14 protein-coding genes are annotated in these 17,097 nt (G+C 34.7%); 8 read left to right on the forward strand and 6 right to left on the reverse strand.

Annotation, left to right across the window (positions count from 1 at the left end):
- Window positions 1-20: 20 nt before the first annotated feature.
- Both allB and J3U63_RS06995 read right to left on the reverse strand, forming a co-directional pair.
- Window positions 21-1,388, reverse strand: coding sequence for an allantoinase AllB (gene allB / locus J3U63_RS06990; RefSeq protein WP_267371074.1), 1,368 nt, complete (start codon window positions 1,386-1,388; stop codon window positions 21-23).
- Between the two features lie 462 nt (window positions 1,389-1,850).
- Complete coding sequence (locus tag J3U63_RS06995) at window positions 1,851-2,486, reverse strand: NAD(P)-dependent oxidoreductase (RefSeq protein ID WP_267344732.1); 636 nt, start codon at window positions 2,484-2,486, stop codon at window positions 1,851-1,853.
- 186 nt (window positions 2,487-2,672) lie between these two features.
- On the opposite strand from J3U63_RS06995, the gene J3U63_RS07000 reads away from it, so the two are divergent.
- A complete protein-coding gene (locus J3U63_RS07000) occupies window positions 2,673-3,005 on the forward strand; it encodes a winged helix-turn-helix transcriptional regulator (RefSeq protein WP_267334063.1) in 333 nt (110 codons plus the stop codon).
- 93 nt (window positions 3,006-3,098) lie between these two features.
- Here the strand turns inward: J3U63_RS07000 and J3U63_RS07005 are convergent, their stop codons facing one another.
- Window positions 3,099-3,632, reverse strand: coding sequence for a hypothetical protein (locus tag J3U63_RS07005; protein ID WP_267371076.1), 534 nt, complete (start codon window positions 3,630-3,632; stop codon window positions 3,099-3,101).
- Between the two features lie 169 nt (window positions 3,633-3,801).
- On the opposite strand from J3U63_RS07005, the gene J3U63_RS07010 reads away from it, so the two are divergent.
- From J3U63_RS07010 to treC, 5 genes are all read left to right on the forward strand, one after another.
- Window positions 3,802-6,222 (forward strand): McrB family protein, encoded by a 2,421-nt coding sequence (locus J3U63_RS07010; protein ID WP_267371077.1) that lies wholly within the window; start codon window positions 3,802-3,804, stop codon window positions 6,220-6,222.
- Window positions 6,215-7,306 (forward strand): 5-methylcytosine restriction system specificity protein McrC, encoded by a 1,092-nt coding sequence (locus J3U63_RS07015; protein WP_267371079.1) that lies wholly within the window; start codon window positions 6,215-6,217, stop codon window positions 7,304-7,306. Before J3U63_RS07010 ends, J3U63_RS07015 begins: the two co-directional genes overlap by 8 nt.
- Before the next feature lie 163 nt (window positions 7,307-7,469).
- Complete coding sequence (gene treR / locus J3U63_RS07020) at window positions 7,470-8,435, forward strand: trehalose operon repressor TreR (protein WP_267371080.1); 966 nt, start codon at window positions 7,470-7,472, stop codon at window positions 8,433-8,435.
- A gap of 166 nt (window positions 8,436-8,601) precedes the next feature.
- Window positions 8,602-10,029 (forward strand): PTS trehalose transporter subunit IIBC, encoded by a 1,428-nt coding sequence (gene treB / locus J3U63_RS07025; RefSeq protein WP_267371082.1) that lies wholly within the window; start codon window positions 8,602-8,604, stop codon window positions 10,027-10,029.
- Window positions 10,030-10,105: 76 nt separating this feature from the next.
- A complete protein-coding gene (treC, locus tag J3U63_RS07030) occupies window positions 10,106-11,779 on the forward strand; it encodes an alpha,alpha-phosphotrehalase (RefSeq protein WP_267371084.1) in 1,674 nt (557 codons plus the stop codon).
- A 58-nt stretch (window positions 11,780-11,837) separates the two neighbouring features.
- On the opposite strand, the gene J3U63_RS07035 is transcribed toward treC, so the two are convergent.
- The 3 genes from J3U63_RS07035 to J3U63_RS07045 form a co-directional block, all read right to left on the reverse strand.
- Entirely contained in the window at window positions 11,838-12,647 is an 810-nt protein-coding gene (locus tag J3U63_RS07035) for an AraC family transcriptional regulator (protein ID WP_267371087.1), read from the reverse strand.
- A 101-nt stretch (window positions 12,648-12,748) separates the two neighbouring features.
- The gene (locus tag J3U63_RS07040; RefSeq protein ID WP_267371177.1) at window positions 12,749-14,275 is read right to left on the reverse strand and encodes a DHA2 family efflux MFS transporter permease subunit; all 1,527 of its coding nucleotides are present in this window, start codon (window positions 14,273-14,275) and stop codon (window positions 12,749-12,751) included.
- The gene (locus J3U63_RS07045) at window positions 14,275-15,447 is read right to left on the reverse strand and encodes an HlyD family efflux transporter periplasmic adaptor subunit (RefSeq protein WP_267371089.1); all 1,173 of its coding nucleotides are present in this window, start codon (window positions 15,445-15,447) and stop codon (window positions 14,275-14,277) included. Before J3U63_RS07045 ends, J3U63_RS07040 begins: the two co-directional genes overlap by 1 nt.
- A gap of 148 nt (window positions 15,448-15,595) precedes the next feature.
- Between J3U63_RS07045 and J3U63_RS07050 the strand changes: the two genes are divergently transcribed.
- Both J3U63_RS07050 and J3U63_RS07055 read left to right on the forward strand, forming a co-directional pair.
- Window positions 15,596-16,021 (forward strand): hypothetical protein, encoded by a 426-nt coding sequence (locus tag J3U63_RS07050; RefSeq protein WP_267371091.1) that lies wholly within the window; start codon window positions 15,596-15,598, stop codon window positions 16,019-16,021.
- Between the two features lie 316 nt (window positions 16,022-16,337).
- Window positions 16,338-17,048 (forward strand): JAB domain-containing protein, encoded by a 711-nt coding sequence (locus J3U63_RS07055; RefSeq protein ID WP_267371093.1) that lies wholly within the window; start codon window positions 16,338-16,340, stop codon window positions 17,046-17,048.
- Window positions 17,049-17,097: the final 49 nt, after the last annotated feature.

Genomic DNA, 17,097 nt, shown 5'->3' on the forward strand with positions numbered 1-17,097 from the left:
TTAACGCCGCTATATTCAAACTAACGACGAATAAATGATCCTTTTGGTGTCGATTCAATACCCGTAGTGAAATTGTAAACTGTTTCGCCACGTAATAACGTACGTACCACTTGTGCGTTAATTTGTCGTCCAACATAAGGACTAAATTTATTACGATATTCAAAATCTTCTGCCCTTACCACATAACTTGATTGCGGTTTGATAAAGATAATATCCGCATCTTTACCAATCTGAATTGAACCTTTAGTTGGTAAGTTATAACGCTCAGCAGGATTTTTAGCGATGATATCGGCAAACTGTTTTAATGACATACCGCGTTTTTGCACCGCTTCATCAAAGAAAATATCGACATTATTTTGTACACCCGAAATTCCACCCCATGCATCAAATGCATTAGTTTTATTTTTCATTTCATAAGTACAAGGAGAATGGTCAGATACGGCGGTAATAATGTGACCAGAAAATAGATATTTCCATAATCCATCTTGGGCTTGTTTATCACGAATAGGGGGTGAACATTTTGCTAAAGGTCCGATAGCATCAAGTTCATCGGTGGTAAAATAGAGATAATGAATACAGGTTTCGCAAGTGACATCAACCCCTTCTTGACGCGCTTTTATCACCTCTTCAACGCCTTCTGGGCACGCCACATGACAAATATGAATACGGCACCCCGTTTGTTTAGCAAAAAAGATTGCCCGGCGAATTGCTTCTACTTCTGTAAAAATAGGACGGGTTGCCACATACTGTGAAACGCGCGTTTCACCTCGATCTTTGGCTTGTTTACCTAACATGTCGGTAATGGCGGCATTCTCAGCATGAATAGCCAGTAACTTACCGGTTTTAGCAATTTGACGCATGCCCTCCCAAAGCGCATAGTCATTAACGTTTGCAAAATCGCCCTCTAAAGTAGGAGAGCCACACGTTGCCATAAAACATTTAAATGCGGTAACACCTTCTTTAACTTGTGCTTCAATGCCACCATTAGTGAGGTTATAAGGAACTAAACCGCCAAATGAAGCAACATCAACATAGAGTTTGCCCTCACCGGCAGCGTATTTTTGTCGAAGTGTATCACCACAAGTGGTTGCTGGCAGTTGATTAAGTGGCATTTCAACAAAGGTTGTCACGCCACCTTTAGCGCAAGCTTTGGTACCAGTGACATAACCTTCCCACTCACAACGAATACCGCCAGGTTCGCTTATATGTACATGTACATCAACCATACCTGGGCTAACAATTAAACCTTGAGCATCAATAACTTCATGTGCACCATTTAGATCTGGAGCAATGGCTGCAATTTTGCCATTTTTAATGGCAACATCAGTACGGACTTCACCTGATTCTAAAATGACAATACCATTTTTTATAATTCGATCATACTGCATAATAATTTTCCAAAAATGATTAGTAAAAAATATACTTGTAATAACGCTTATTGTTCATCTTATTCATTATTACTGTTCATTACTACATTTTTGTGCAAAAAACATACCAAGGCAAAAACCACGTATCATTGCTACTTATTTGATCTTTACGCACCAAAATGATCCACTTTATAATTATTGCAGACTGTTTTTAAACATTATGGTGCATTAGGTTAAGCAACACCAAAACGTATGACATAACATTTATCAAATAAACCATATAAGCACTAAACGAATTTGCGTACTGACGTATCCTATTTTCCTAAATTTATCTGTAAATGATTAATAAACAGCTACTCAACCAAATACGATAAAAATGGTTATTAATAGTTGATAAATAGAGTGGTTTATTGGGGGAAAGGTGATCGGTTTTAACTACCTTACATTAATCACAACGACTTAATGTAAGGTAATGTCTAAAGATTACTCAGTAACAATAGTAAAACGTTGTTTAATATGTTTAGCATGTTCAGCTTCGTCGATCATAGCAATTGCATAATCGGCATAGCTAACGTGGCTTTTACCGTTACTATTGAATAAAACTTGCTCACCGCCAGAAGTGTAATGACCGGTTCTTGGTCCATCAGCGATAAACTCAATAGCTGGACTTAAATAGGTCCATTGTACGTCATCGCATTTTTTCAATTGATCAAGGCCTTTAGCCATATTATTGGCTAGCGGTTTAAACTCGTCAGGGAATTGCGGTGTATCAACTAAACGAACTGTTTGTTCTGGGTTAACGTACAAGCTTCCCGCTCCACCAACAACTAACAAGCGATTAGGTTTACCACTTAAAATATCAGTTAAATGTTTTAAGCTAGTTTGATGTTGTGGAAGGGTGTCGGGCGTCCACGCCGCGAACGCATCAATAATGACATCAAAAGGTTTCAAATCGTCGTATGTAAGTTGAAAAAGATCTTTAACTAGCACGTTTGCTTTAGGATCAACTTTCGCATCAGCTTTACGTACAATGGCGGTAACATCATGCCCACGCGATAGCGCTTCTTTAACAATCAAACTACCTGATTTACCATTAGCACCAATAACTGCAATTTTCATTATCCACTCCTTTTGTCTTATCTAAATAAAATATTTTAAATTTTGGTTAATGCCTAATTTACTGAGCATCTACGACCCAAACACGATATTTAGATTAATATTCAAAGTTTCTATTGTAAAGTAGGTACTAAGTAGTAATATAGTATCCAATTTGGAACCATTGTTGAATTTAAAGGAATTATTGATATGTTAACCATTGACAACTTACCACCTTGCCCTGTTGAAACTACATTAATGCTAATGGGTGATAAATGGAAAGTACTCATTATCCGTGACTTACTGACCGGCACTAAACGTTTTGGCGAATTAAAAAAATCACTAAATGGCATATCACAAAAAGTGTTAACTCAACATTTAAGAGCAATGGAAAAAAGTGGTCTTATTCATCGTAAAGTCTATGCTGAGGTTCCCCCTAAAGTTGAATATACTCTTACCGAAGTCGGGCAAAGTTTAAAACAAGTACATGATGCGATGTTAGATTGGGGACAAGCGTATAAATCAAGAAAGAATCAGCAATAATAATTACAAATTAATCATGTAGATATAACTAAAAACGCATAATTAAAACCCAAAAGAGTGGTAAACAACTTACCATTCTTCAATCAAATACAGTTAGTTATCTACTTCCAGACAACCAAAATAAAATTCACCGGTTTTAGCGTCTTGATCGCGACCAATAAGCACTGTCTTTGGATAAGGATTATCAGTAGTCACAGGGGCAGTATATTTATAATATTGATTGATATTCCCCCAAGAAAGCGTTTGTTTTAGCTCATTAGGAATTGGTTTTGCGCCAATCGATTGAGCAAAATTATTCATATCCCCTTTAGCGATAGCAAAAAAATAAGACCCACTATCACCAAGATAACGCACAACAGATACTGTAACATTATCAACGTTAAACGGTGTGGCAAAATGAAATTCCTGATTAATCAGTCCATCTTCTTCCAAATTTTTAACTTTAATATTGTGTTCACGTAGTCGCGCTACTGTTTTGGCATCGCGTGCATCAAAAGCCTCGGTTTGGCAGAATAAAGCAGCTTTAAATTCATCTTCAACGGTGGCTGCTTTTGGGTTAGCCAATGCCAACGCTTGTAAGCCCAACATAAGTACTATACCACCGAAAATCTTATAGCGTGTTTTCATATGTTCCTTATAAAATAACGATTAAAATTCTTTAATATCCAATTAATTAAATTAAAAAATACTTTTAAATTTGGACAAACATCACTTTTTTTAATAAATAACTCTATTTAGTATAATTTAAGTTAGAATAGTTATCATTAATATAAAAACAAAAATATAAGGAATGAAATTGGAATCCATAAGAACATATTGGTTTTTAGGTGCTAAATTTAATGGTAGTGAAGACCAAACGGAACGTTTTATCAACTCAGGTATTTGGGAAAATGGCTATGACCATAAATATTTAAGTACAGTCCGTAGCATTTCTGTTGGTGATCGGGTTGCAATCAAATCTACTTATAACTTAAAAAATAATTTACCCTTTGATAATAAAGGTCAAGCTGTTTCGGTAATGGAAATAAAAGCTATCGGCACTGTAACTCATAATCATAATGATGGGAAGTTATTAGAAATTGATTGGCAAAAAACTAACTTATCTAAAAAATGGTATTTCTTCACAAATATAGCAACTGTTTGGGGAGTAAAGGATGACCACTGGCTTTCAGAGCAATTAATTAACTTCACATTTTATGATAAGCCACAAAATATTGATTATTTTCGTAATGCGCCGTATTGGAAATCACGCTACGGCGATGAGAATGCACGCAATACACATCCCCAATTATTTAAATGGATCCCTTTTTATGAAGCCGTAGCCAATAATCTATTAATTTATCAAGACAAAAGTAAACGTTCATCACTAATGAAGTTTATTAATCAGCTAGCAACAGAGTTTAATCTCTCCTATTTACTCGATAAAGGTTTACAGGATATTTGTCCTTTTACCGCATTAGGAACATTTAATCGACATATCAAAGAAGTGACAAGGAAAGAAATCGCTAAGAAGTGGGCTGAATTTCTTAAAATTGAAGAATCTATTCCTAACTCTTTTGAGGGTATTCCATTACTTAATAATCAAATTTCTTGGTTTTTCACTAACTCCGAAAATCAACAACAAGAAATTGATAATTTATGGGATTTTTATGCCGTTGCATTGAATTTTTCTAATTCTGATGAAAACTCTCAAGATGAGTTTAAACAAAAATTTGACTTGGTTATGTCACAACCTTATTGCTCATGGCAATTGACCAATGGTTTATTTTGGATGCGTCCAAATGCTTATGTGGTATTAGATAAATTTTCCAAAAGTTATATTACCGATGACTTAGGTTTAATGAAAGATAAGCAGTTCTCTAAAGATCATTTTAATGGTAATGATTATCTTAAGTTACTTGATGATTTGGCGGTGAGATTTACCGAAGATTACTTCCCTATTCATTCTTTGCCTGAACTCTATTTAACGGCATTACGCAAATATAAAAATCGAAAATCGAATAATGAAGGTTCAATATCAAATAATCAATGGCAAATTAAATTATTACAATTAATTAGAGAACTTTGTCAAAAAAATGGAACTGATGTTTTTCAACGTAAAGAGTTTCTTAATAAATATCGAGAACAACTTGAAGAAGAATTTCCGAATAATAGTGTAATAGGAGAATCGGTCAGCAATACACTACAAAGATTAAGAGATAAAGATTTTTTACAATTTTTGGGAAATGGAAAATATCGATTACGCAGTGATAATATTGATGAACAAAATGAAGAAATTACTGAAAGTGATGATGATATCGTTGAGCAATTATTAGTTAAGCAACCTTATACCTTAAATGATTTAATTCAAGAAGGTTGTTTTGTTGACGAACAACAATTACAACAAATGTTAACAAGCTTAAAAATGAGAAAAAATATTATTTTACAAGGTCCTCCTGGTACAGGTAAAACTTGGCTTGCGAAAAGATTAGCTAATATTGTGATTGGATATAAAGATTCAAATAATATTCGAGCAATACAATTTCATCCGAATATGTCTTATGAAGATTTTATTCGTGGTTTTCGACCTGCCAGTGATGGCAAGCTAGCACTGATAGATGGTCCATTTTTGGAAATTATTAATCAAGCACGCAATGATACACAATCTAAATACGTCATGGTGATTGAGGAAATTAATCGAGGAAATCCGGCACAAATTTTTGGTGAAATGCTAACACTACTTGAAGCGGATAAACGAACGCCAAGTGAAGCATTAGAATTAACCTATCGTCGTGAACATGAAAATGGAATATTTATTCCTGATAATTTATATGTCATTGGTACGATGAATATAGCTGATAGATCATTAGCTATAGTCGATTTTGCACTACGTCGACGCTTTGCATTTTTCACATTAGCACCTAATTTTGGTGAAAAATGGTTAAATTATATGCATGAAAAAACGAAACTTCCGCTAGAAATACTAGAAAGAATAAAAAATTGTATTAATGCTTTAAATAACTTTATTAGTGAAGAAAGAATGTTGGGCAGTGCTTTTGCTATTGGTCATAGTTATTTAACTCATCACCAAGTAATATCGGATGCATCAATGTGGTATAGAGATATTATTGATTCTGAAATTAAACCGTTATTAGAAGAGTATTGGTTTGATGAAAAAAATAAACTTAACGATGCGATAAAATTAATCACAATTAAAGATAATAATTTAAATGAATAATAAATCAAGACTATCAGGGAATACTACGGTAGGAAAAATACCTATTAAGAATATATGGTTACTTTTACTCTATGCCTCTGATTATTATAAAGAGCTTGATACACAACAAAAAATTGAATTTGAAGATAATCCTGAAAAAATTGTTGAATTAGCAGCCGAACTTTATTGTAAGGCAGTTGATAAACGATTACGTTATTCATTATCCAACGACTACCAACCTAAAAAGGAAATTTTAACCAGAGTTAGAGGAAAAATTGATTATTTAAATACTTCGCGCAAATTATTATTAGAAAAGGGTAGAGTTCAATGTTCTTATGATAATTTAACGATTAATACGCCCAAAAACCAATACATTCATAGTGCAGCCTATGTTTTATTAAATCAACTAACAAATAACCATTTAATTGAAAAATGTAAAAAAATAACGAATCGTTTTAAAGAGTTGAAAATAGGGCAATCCAAAAATTACAATCCAATAATTGATCATTTCAATAGAGCGAATCTACAAGATAATCTTTTAGTTTCTGTCTCACATTTAATTCATAACTTGTCAATTCCTACAGAATTACTAGGGATAGAAACTGTCAATAAATTAGAAAAAACTGATGCTTGGTTGAGATCATTGTTTGAAAGAGCAATAATCGGTTTTTGTCGTGTCAATCTTAATCCAAATGATTGGCAAATAACATCTGGTAAAAAATTTACATGGCAATGTCAACAATCAACAGGCAATATTGATAAGTTTATGCCCATAATGATAACTGATCTAATACTAGAAAATAGTAAAGCTAATTATCGCTTAATTATTGATACTAAATGTACATCTATTTTTAAACAATCAAGCTGTTCGTTTAAAACAGAACATTTATATCAGCTCTACGCTTATGTAAGAAGCCAAGAAAAAATTGACGACCCTTTATCGTTTTCAGCATCAGGTATGTTACTTTATCCAACAGTGGATAAATCAATAAATGAACGAGCCCTAATTCAAGGACATAAATTAAATTTTTGTACTATTGATTTAAGACAAGATAACAAAACAATTAAAAAAAATTTAATGTCTTTATTTTCTGTATTTAATTAAGCTCAATATTTATTTTATATTTGGTTGATTAGATAAGTGGTTAACTTATATCTAGTTATATTGATAACTTTTTTGTACATAACTTGATAATTAACCTGAATATCGCAATTTCCCTTAAACTATATTACTATGATTTAACTGATTTTCATTCACTGAACTAACTATGCGCGAGTCTTCCAATAACTTAACCATTAAAGATATTGCCAAACTTTGTGGGGTAAGTAAGTCTACTGTTTCAAGGGTAATAAATCACGATCCTATGGTGAAGGAAGTGACGCGTAATAAAGTCATGGCGATAATTGAGCAGTATCAATTTACCCCATCAAAATCAGCCAGGGCAATGCGTGGTTATGGTAATAAAGTGATTGGTATTATTGTAACTCGCCTTGATTCGATGTCTGAAAATCAAGCAGTGCGCTCAATGTTACCTATTTTTTACCAGCGTGGTTACGATCCTATCATTATGGAAAGCCAATTTAACATTGATAAGGTGCAAGAACACCTAGCAATGCTAAAAGAGAAACAAGCAGATGCGGTAGTAATATTTGCGTTTACCGGGCTTGATAAATCTTTATTATCTGACTGGAAAAATAGGTGTGTGATATTGGCAAGATCGTTTTCCGAATATACTTGCGTTTGTTATGATGATGTTGGAGCGGTAACAAATTTATTTAACTATCTACACCAAAATAAAAAACATCAAAATATTGCTTATATTGGTGTAGATAAGCAAGATCAAACAACTGGCGCACTGCGATATCAAGCCTATCAAGATTGTTGCTTAGCACATCACACCATACCTAATGCTTACTTAGGCAAATTAAGTTACCGTTCTGGCTATAACCTTGCTCAATCAGTTTTAAAGCATTCACCTTCGGCTATCATTTGTGCTACCGATGCTATCGCATTAGGACTAAATAAATATTTAAGTGAAAAAAAATGCAATCATATCGTTGTGGCTAGCGTTGGTCATAGTGAACTGCTTACTTTTTTGTTTCCACAAACTGTCGTTATAGAACTAGGTTTTGATAGAGCCGGCATTTATGCTGCTCAAGAGTTACTTAATATGTTACAAGGTAAAATTAACGGTAAAACTATCACGGTTCCTTGCCAATTAACGAATCAATAATCAATCTGATTCGAATTATACGCTAAAAAATTGTGAATTGAATCACAATTTGGGAACGTTCCCATTTATTATTTATTGAATTCAATTTATGATAACTATTGATATAAAATAGCCAAATTATTGATGTAATAAAACAGCGAAAGTACTAATTGAAAGGAGACTTGCGATGGCTAAAGATTCGAAAATATCAACAGAATCGATCATGCAATTAATTGAATTTGTTGGCGGCAAACAAAACATTGCGAGTGTAAGCCACTGTTTGACTCGATTAAGGTTTGCTTTGGTTGATCCTAAAACCGCCAATATCCAAGCTATCGAAGCATTACCTTTTGTCAAAGGATGCTTTAACAATGCTGGGCAATTTCAAGTGATTATTGGCACGAATGTGGATGATTATTACAAAGTACTAATCCAGCAGTTAAATTTAACTGAAGCAACCAAAGAACAAACAAAAGCTGCATCTAAACAAAATATGTCTGTTTTTGAAAGATTAATTTCGAACTTAGCTGAAATTTTTGTACCCTTGCTGCCTGCTTTAATTGCAGGTGGTTTGTTATTGGGATTACGCAACATTATTGGTGATATGCCCACCATAGATGATAAGCCATTAATTGAAACTTATCATTGGTTAGCACCTATTTACAATATACTTTGGCTACCTTGTGAAGCAATTTTCCATTTTCTACCGGTGGCAATTTGCTGGTCTACAGTCAAAAAAATGGGCGGGTCGCCTGTGTTAGGTATCGTTTTAGGCATAACATTGGTTTCACCACAATTGATGAATGCTTACGATCTTGGCAGTAAAATACCTGAAGTGTGGGATTTTGGCTGGTTCACTATCCAAAAAGTCGGCTATCAAGCACAAGTGATTCCATCGATTTTTGCCGGTTTAGCACTAGGATGGATCGAAACGCGATTACGTAAAATTATCCCTGATTATCTTACTTTAGTGATTGTTCCGATTGTATCACTACTACTTGCTGTTTTTTTAGCGCATTTTTTATTAGGTCCTTTAGGGCGTATGTTAGGTAATGGTATTGCCTATGGGGTTAGATATTTGATGACGGGTGATTATGCCTTTATTGGTTCAGCCATTTTTGGTTTTTTATACTCACCGTTGGTGATCACCGGTATTCACCATACAACGTTGGCCATTGATATGCAGATGACCCAAAATATGGGGGGCACACCGATTTGGCCAATTATTGCCCTATCCAATATTGCTCAAGCCTCGGCGGTTGTTGGCATTATTTTAGTTAGTAAAAAACATAACGAACGTGAAGTGTCGGTTCCGGCTGCCATATCAGCTTATCTGGGCGTGACTGAACCAGCTATGTACGGAATCAATTTACGTTATAAATTCCCGATGCTATGTGCCATGATCGGTGCTGCGTTTGCTGGCTTAGTTTGTGGTCTATTTGGTGTGTTATCTAATGGTATTGGAGTCGGCGGATTACCAGGCATCTTATCGATTCAACCCGTTTATTGGGGAATTTATGCCTTAGCTATGTTGGTGACAATAGTTGTGCCAATTGTTTTAACAGCAGCTGTTTATAAATTAAAATTGAAAAAAGGCACATTAGATATTCGCTAAACACGAATTAATATCCGTTAACCATTCGATTACTGAATGGTTAATTCATGTCAGATTAAAAAATAAAGAGTAAGCAATGAATAAAATAGATATCCCGTGGTGGCAAAATGGTACTATCTATCAAATCTATCCCAAAAGCTTTCAAGCCAGTGGCGCGGGTTCAACGGGGGATTTATTAGGCATTATTAGTCGATTAGATTATCTGAAAAATTTGGGCATTAGTGCGATTTGGTTAACGCCAATTTATCCCTCTCCGCAAGTTGATAATGGTTATGATGTATCGGATTATTATGATATTGATCCGGCTTATGGCACGATGGACGACTTTGAATTATTGGTTAAGCAGGCGCATGAACGTGATATCCGGATTATGATGGATATGGTATTTAACCATACTTCAACACAGCATCCATGGTTTAAATCCGCCTTAGATAAAACCAGCCCATTTCGATCGTTTTATATTTGGAAAGATGCCAAAGCTGACGGATCAGAACCCAACAATTGGCGATCTAAATTTGGCGGCAAAGCCTGGCAGTGGCATGAGCAATCAGGACAATACTATTTACACCTGTTTGCAAAGCAGCAAGCCGATCTCAATTGGGAAAATCCAACTGTCCGCCAAGAGATTAAAAACGTCTGTCAATTTTGGGCGGATAAAGGGGTTGATGCATTAAGGCTTGATGTGATTAATTTGGTCTCTAAACAGCAAGACTTTCCGGATGACGTACAAGGTGACGGACGAAAATATTATACGGATGGCCCGAAAATACACGAATTTTTACAAGAGTTAAGTCAAGATGCTTTTCAACCTAATGGTTTAAAAACCGTGGGTGAAATGTCGTCCACTACGCTTGAAAACTGTCAAAAATATGCCGCATTGGATGGCAAAGAGTTGACCATGACGTTTAATTTTCATCATTTAAAAATTGATTATCCAAATGGGGAAAAATGGACGCTGGCTAAGCCTGATTTACTTGAACTCAAAAAGATACTCGGCTATTGGCAAATGGGTATGCACGGTAAGGCATGGAATGCGATTTTCTGGTGTAATCACGATCAACCTCGCATTGTGTCACGTTTAGGTAATGAAGACCAATACCACAGCGAATCGGCCAAAATGCTGGCAATGATTCTTTATGGACTACAAGGCACGCCATATCTTTATCAAGGTGAAGAGATCGGGATGACCAATCCCCATTTTACTCATATTTCGCAATATAAAGATGTGGAAAGTCTTAACATCTACCAAGAAAAAATTGCCGAAGGTGTGTCAGAGTCTGATATGTTAGCGATTCTTGCCAGTAAATCACGGGACAATAGCCGAACGCCAATGCAATGGGACAACACCGTCAACGCCGGATTTAGTCAAGGTAAACCTTGGATTGAGGTGGCAAACAATTACCCAAAAATCAATGTGAAGGCAGCACTTGACGATCCTAATTCCATTTTTTATTGCTATCAAACCTTAATCAAATTACGCAAAACATATCCGATCTTTATTTTCGGCGACTATCAAGATCTAACGCCTGATGTTGCTAATTGCTGGTGCTATGTCAGACATTGGAATAATCAAACATTACTTGTGATAGCCAATCTGACCGAAAATACGGTTAAATGGCAATTGCCTAAAGCATTGGAAAATAGTTCTTGGCAAAACTTGTTAAGTAATTACTCAAATCAAACAGAGTTTGAAGGTGAAATGGTATTACAACCTTATGAGGCTATGTATTTGTTGCACGAAAATAATTAGCAATTTTTAACATACTAAAATTAACGCAGAATTGAATGGTTCAGCTGGGTATAGTGAGTTACTTTTCTGCTGGCTTATGCAAACAATAAATATGTTTACCATGTTTATTGTTTGGCATTTTTTGATTATAAATTAACGCTCGTTTCAGCTCTGAGGGCCTTAATCCGAAACTTGCAACACAAGTTCGGCTAAAGTGAGCTGAATCGGCAAAGCCCATATTATTAGCTAACGTTGTTAATGTTGCCGATGCGTCAAGCGTGTTAATAACATCACGCAATCTTTTCCATAACAGATAGCCTCGGAAATTAATACCTAGATTTTCTCGAAATAGATGTAAAAAACGACTTTCGGATAAATAAATTTTATCAGCAATTTCTTTTGAGGATATCTGTTTAACCGGCAATAATGAAATTATTGAGGTCGCTTTAACTATTCGACTATCTTGCCGACAAAGACAACTTGTATTAGGGCGATATAATAGATTAACAATATGCCGTATGTCGAATACCTGTTTATTTTCAATAGTATGTATAAAATATTGTGCCAGTATTGAGGCTTCTTCACGCGATAAACGATAAATAGGATCGTTTTCGGTAAAATGTGACAATAAATGAAAATAAGGCGCGTCGGGTTCGAGTAAAAAATTGATAGCGCAAGCTGTATTTAATTTATGTGACAGATTTGAACGAATAATAAAACCAAATTCACGATACTTTTTATCTTCTGTTTCTAAACTTAAAAAAATATCGTTTAGTGATATCGTTAATTGTAAACAAGGATGGCGATGAAAATCGGTATTAACGTTATGGAGAAAGTACAAAGTTGCTGAGTCTTGTTCATCTAATTGAATCACTGAATCAATATGCAAAATGCGCTCTCCTGCTTATTTTATATCTGAATACTATACCAATGATTGATACTTAACTCCTGCCACAAAATAAAAATCACATTGACTTGATTAGCCAAGTATCAATTAACCTTCACTGAAGATTTTGCTAACCATACTATACCAATTAAACCTAAAAATATCATACCATATAGCCAAAATATTTCATTAATGCCAATTAATAAACCTTGATTGGTAATCTGTTGTGCCAGCATAGCTGATACTTGCATGTTAGATAAATCTAGTTGATTGAACTGTTGATAAGTGTAATTTAATGCTTGGGAATTTTGATAAATTATATCAGTCAATTGACTATGATGAATCACTTCACGACGCTCCCATAAAGTAGCGGTTAACGAGGTACCAACTGATGTCGACAACGTTCTAAAAAAGTTAAAGATACTGCCGGCAATTGCTAATTTATGAATAGGAATATCAGATAAAATAATAATATTTAATGGCATAATAAAACACGCTATCGCAAAACCTTGATAAAACTGCGGCCATGCTGCATCAGCAAAAGTCATGTTTGATTCAAATGTATATGCTCGCCAAAAAAAACAGAGTGCAAACACAATAAAGCTAAACGTCACCACTTTTCGCATATCAACATTTGAAGCAAATCGGCCAATTATTGGCGCAAGAAAAATAGGAACCAAACCAATTGGCGCCAACACTAAACCGGCGTAAGTTGCAGTATAACCAAACACACGTTGTAATAATTGTGGTTGAATAACCAGCGTGCCAATATGGAGTAAAAATGCCAAACTGATACAAATTGTGCCAATGGTAAAATTTCGGGATTTAAAAACGGATAAATCAATAATTGGATAATCTGTTGTTTGTTCCCAAATAATAAAATAACTAATAAAAACAACAGCTAATACAGAAAGAATAATAATCTGATTAGAATTAAACCAATCAAGCTCTTTTCCTCTATCTAATACCAGTTGTAAACATCCCACGCCAGCTATAAATAAAACTAATCCAATCCTATCAATGGGTAATTTGCTGGTAGCCGTTTCACGATCTTTTAATAAAAGGTGAACACCAAACCAAATGATGATCCCGAAAGGAATATTGATTAAAAAGATCCATCCCCAAAAATAATTATCACTAATCCAACCACCTAGAATTGGACCACAGATTGGCGCAATAATAATTGTCATTGACCATATGGCTAATGACATATTTTTTTTGGCCGGTGGGCAATACGCTAATAGCAAGCTTTGCGATAGAGGGATGATTGGTCCAGAAACCATACCTTGCAATAATCTTGAAAAAATCAGCATGGCTAAACTATTTGAAATGCCACAAAGCCAAGAAGTGACTACGAAAAATAAGATAGAATAAGTAAATAATTTCACTTCACCAAAACGCTGAGCTAACCATCCCGTTAAGGGGATCGAAATAGCATTAGCAACGGCAAAAGAGGTGATAACCCACGTTCCTTGCGAATTTGAAGCACCAAGATTACCCGTAATGGTTGATAATGCCACATTAGTAATTGTTAAATCCAAAATCTGTAAAAACGCGATTACCGCTAATAAAATAATTAGTAGAATAAATCTGATGCCGGTTAAAGGTGATAAAGACGGTATGCTCTGCATCATTGAACAACCTGTGTAGCGTAAAAATTGTTTTTTACAATATTCTTAACGAGCTGCTCAAATTCAGTTTCATCAAAAGAAAGTGAATCCGTTTGATATTTTATCGTCTTCGCTGGAATATCGGTTAAAAGCTTACCTGTCGTATCATGCGTATCCACATTCACATTCATTGATAAGCCTATACGTAATGGAAATTGTTTAAGTTGCACTTTGTCTAATTCAATCCGTACCGGTAAACGTTGAATCACTTTGATCCAATTTCCTGTCGCATTTTGTGCAGGTAGCAAAGAAAAAGCACCGCCAGTACCCATCGCAATACCACTTATCTTTCCTTTATACTCAACTTTTTCACCATAGTAATCACTTTCTAAGGTAACTGGCTGACCGATACGAATATCGTTTAACTGTACCTCTTTAAAATTTGCTTCTACCCATACTTGATCTAACGGAACAATAACCATTAAACGCTCACCTTTAGTCACTTGTGTACCAACTTGGACACTTCGCCTCGCGACATACCCAGTTACAGGTGCGGTGATTTTGGTTCGCTTTAAGTTAAGCCAAGCTTGTTTTAATTTAAAAATTGCTTGCTGAATACTTGGTTGTTCTAATAATGGCGTTTTCATTAGTAGCGCATTATTAATGGCTAATTCATGCTGAGATATCTTTAAATCATTAATAGCAAAATCGACATCTTGCCTTGCATGAATAATCTCTTCTTTTGAAATGACCTTTCGTGACCAAAGATTCTCCCGGCGTACAAGATCTTGCTTAAGTTTGTCTAACGTGACTTGTTTTAACTGAATGCTGGCTGAAAGTTTTTCATTTGTGATCTGAATTTGATGCAACTCTCTAATCGCTTTGATTAACACATTTTTGGCATAACCAAATTCATTTTCTGCATCAACTGCATCAATCGTTGCTATCACATCATTTTGTTGAATAAAATCGTTATTATCGACATTAATCTCTACTATTCCACCATTTACTTGCGCATCAACCGGGACCTGATTACCCATAACATAGGCATTATCAGTTGATTGATTAAATCGACTAAACATAAACCAATAAACGCCATAAGCCAAAGCAAAAAAAAGAAATAATAGCGTTAATATAATCAGCTTCTTTTTACGTTTAATTGGCTGCGGTGGCGAATCTATCTCTTTATCCATACTTTTGTCCGTAGAACTACCTTGAGATTGATTAAAAAAAAATTTATAAGTAGTATTCAAAAGAAAAATGATTTTGTCTTGAATAAAGTAGCTAACTTGCTTTTAATTGAAGTGATGAAAAGATTGAAAACAACAAAAGGACGGCCTAATGAAATTAATTAATTTATTAATTATCATCTTATTTAATTTTATCGGCGCCTATCTAAGTTACCAATGGTGTTATCGAATAATTATCGCAAAACATCGCACACCAGAATTATATTATTTGATATGTTATGGTTTGTGTTATTTCTGTTTTATTCTGATTTCAATCTTTCTTTTAAATAAAATAAAACGACCACTTGGATTAGTCATTTTAGGCGTGCCAATTGGTATTATAATTCCCGCAATGCCGCCTATTGTCCCAATGTTAGTAATAGAAGATACTGATAAATTGGCTTTTAATCTAGATTTTATTATGGGGATGTTAGGTATCACATCAATGATAACCCTTAATTTTATAATCTATCCGGCAATTTTATTATGCTGTCATTATTCGATTATTGGGTTGCAAAAAGTAAGAAGTAAGAAGTAAGAAGTAAGCTTGCATTGAAGCAATAATCAATTGCAAGAACTAGCCAAAAAATCGCCCACCTATTTTATACTGTTAAACTTATTAAATTGGATGATTGATATTGAATTATCTGCTGTTATTTTAGGCGTTTTATAATAAAAATTAGGAGAATTATAATCCAATCTAAATACTAAATGAATGTTATTGCAGTTTACGATGAACCTATCAGGTAAACATAAAATATGCCAGCACAGGTATAACAAAGATTAATTAACTTCTGCTAAGCCTAAGAAAAATATGCTATATTATTTTTTAATTGATTTTACAAGGTGATACGATGGATATTAAACTGACTAAGCATGACAAACGCTATATTGAAGGCACAGACGATGTCTACAGCATTATGCAACGTGTGTTATTGCGTGATAACCAAATCGACCAAGAAAAAGAACATCTTTGGATGATTGGGATGAATCAAGCTGGTTATATCCTGTATATTGAACTGATTGCACTTGGCAGTTATAAATCGGTCGACGTTGAACCGATGAATGTATTTCGTGTTGCGGTAATGAAAAACGCCTCACGCGTGATATTAGTTCATAATCACCCGTCAGGATCGCTGACACCTTCCGAAGCGGATAAAGATATCACCGATCGCCTAATCCAAGTCGGACGAATTTTAAATATCGACCTAATCGACCACCTAATCATCACCCCTAAATCCTATATCAGCTTCCGCAGTACTAAACTTATGGACGAGTTAGAGCAAAGCCTAAAATACGTCCCAACTTATCAAGTGGTTGAACGCATCCGTAAAGAAGAAAAGTTGATTGCCAAAGAGAAGTTAGCGGTTGCTAACAATAAAATTAAGGCAGAGAAAGACAAAACAAAAGCCGAAAAAGAACAAAAAGAAGCAGCACTAGCACAAGCTAAAGCATTAGCAAATGCTTTGCTTAATAAAGGTGTTGATATTGAAACTATTGCAAAATTAATGGAAGTTACTCCGAAAAAAGTTGAGAGGATTTTGGGGAAAGTAAAGGACAATTGATATAGCTCTTTTATACCAATTCCGACTTAAAAAGATAAAATCCCTAAAA

It is taken from the genome of Gilliamella sp. B2838, from assembly GCF_026536185.1.
In the GTDB taxonomy this organism is placed as follows: Bacteria; Pseudomonadota; Gammaproteobacteria; order Enterobacterales; family Orbaceae; genus Gilliamella.

Bases quoted from the DNA above. Each gene is read 5' to 3' on its own strand.
- allB (WP_267371074.1), bottom strand. From the start codon at position 1,388: ATGCAGTATGATCGAATTATAAAAAATGGTATTGTCATTTTAGAATCA.
- J3U63_RS06995 (WP_267344732.1), bottom strand. From the start codon at position 2,486: ATGAAAATTGCAGTTATTGGTGCTAATGGTAAATCAGGTAGTTTGATT.
- J3U63_RS07000 (WP_267334063.1), top strand. From the start codon at position 2,673: ATGTTAACCATTGACAACTTACCACCTTGCCCTGTTGAAACTACATTA.
- J3U63_RS07005 (WP_267371076.1), bottom strand. From the start codon at position 3,632: ATGAAAACACGCTATAAGATTTTCGGTGGTATAGTACTTATGTTGGGC.
- J3U63_RS07015 (WP_267371079.1), top strand. From the start codon at position 6,215: ATGAATAATAAATCAAGACTATCAGGGAATACTACGGTAGGAAAAATA.
- treR (WP_267371080.1), top strand. From the start codon at position 7,470: ATGCGCGAGTCTTCCAATAACTTAACCATTAAAGATATTGCCAAACTT.
- treB (WP_267371082.1), top strand. From the start codon at position 8,602: ATGGCTAAAGATTCGAAAATATCAACAGAATCGATCATGCAATTAATT.
- treC (WP_267371084.1), top strand. From the start codon at position 10,106: ATGAATAAAATAGATATCCCGTGGTGGCAAAATGGTACTATCTATCAA.
- J3U63_RS07040 (WP_267371177.1), bottom strand. From the start codon at position 14,275: ATGCAGAGCATACCGTCTTTATCACCTTTAACCGGCATCAGATTTATT.
- J3U63_RS07045 (WP_267371089.1), bottom strand. From the start codon at position 15,447: ATGGATAAAGAGATAGATTCGCCACCGCAGCCAATTAAACGTAAAAAG.
- J3U63_RS07050 (WP_267371091.1), top strand. From the start codon at position 15,596: ATGAAATTAATTAATTTATTAATTATCATCTTATTTAATTTTATCGGC.
- J3U63_RS07055 (WP_267371093.1), top strand. From the start codon at position 16,338: ATGGATATTAAACTGACTAAGCATGACAAACGCTATATTGAAGGCACA.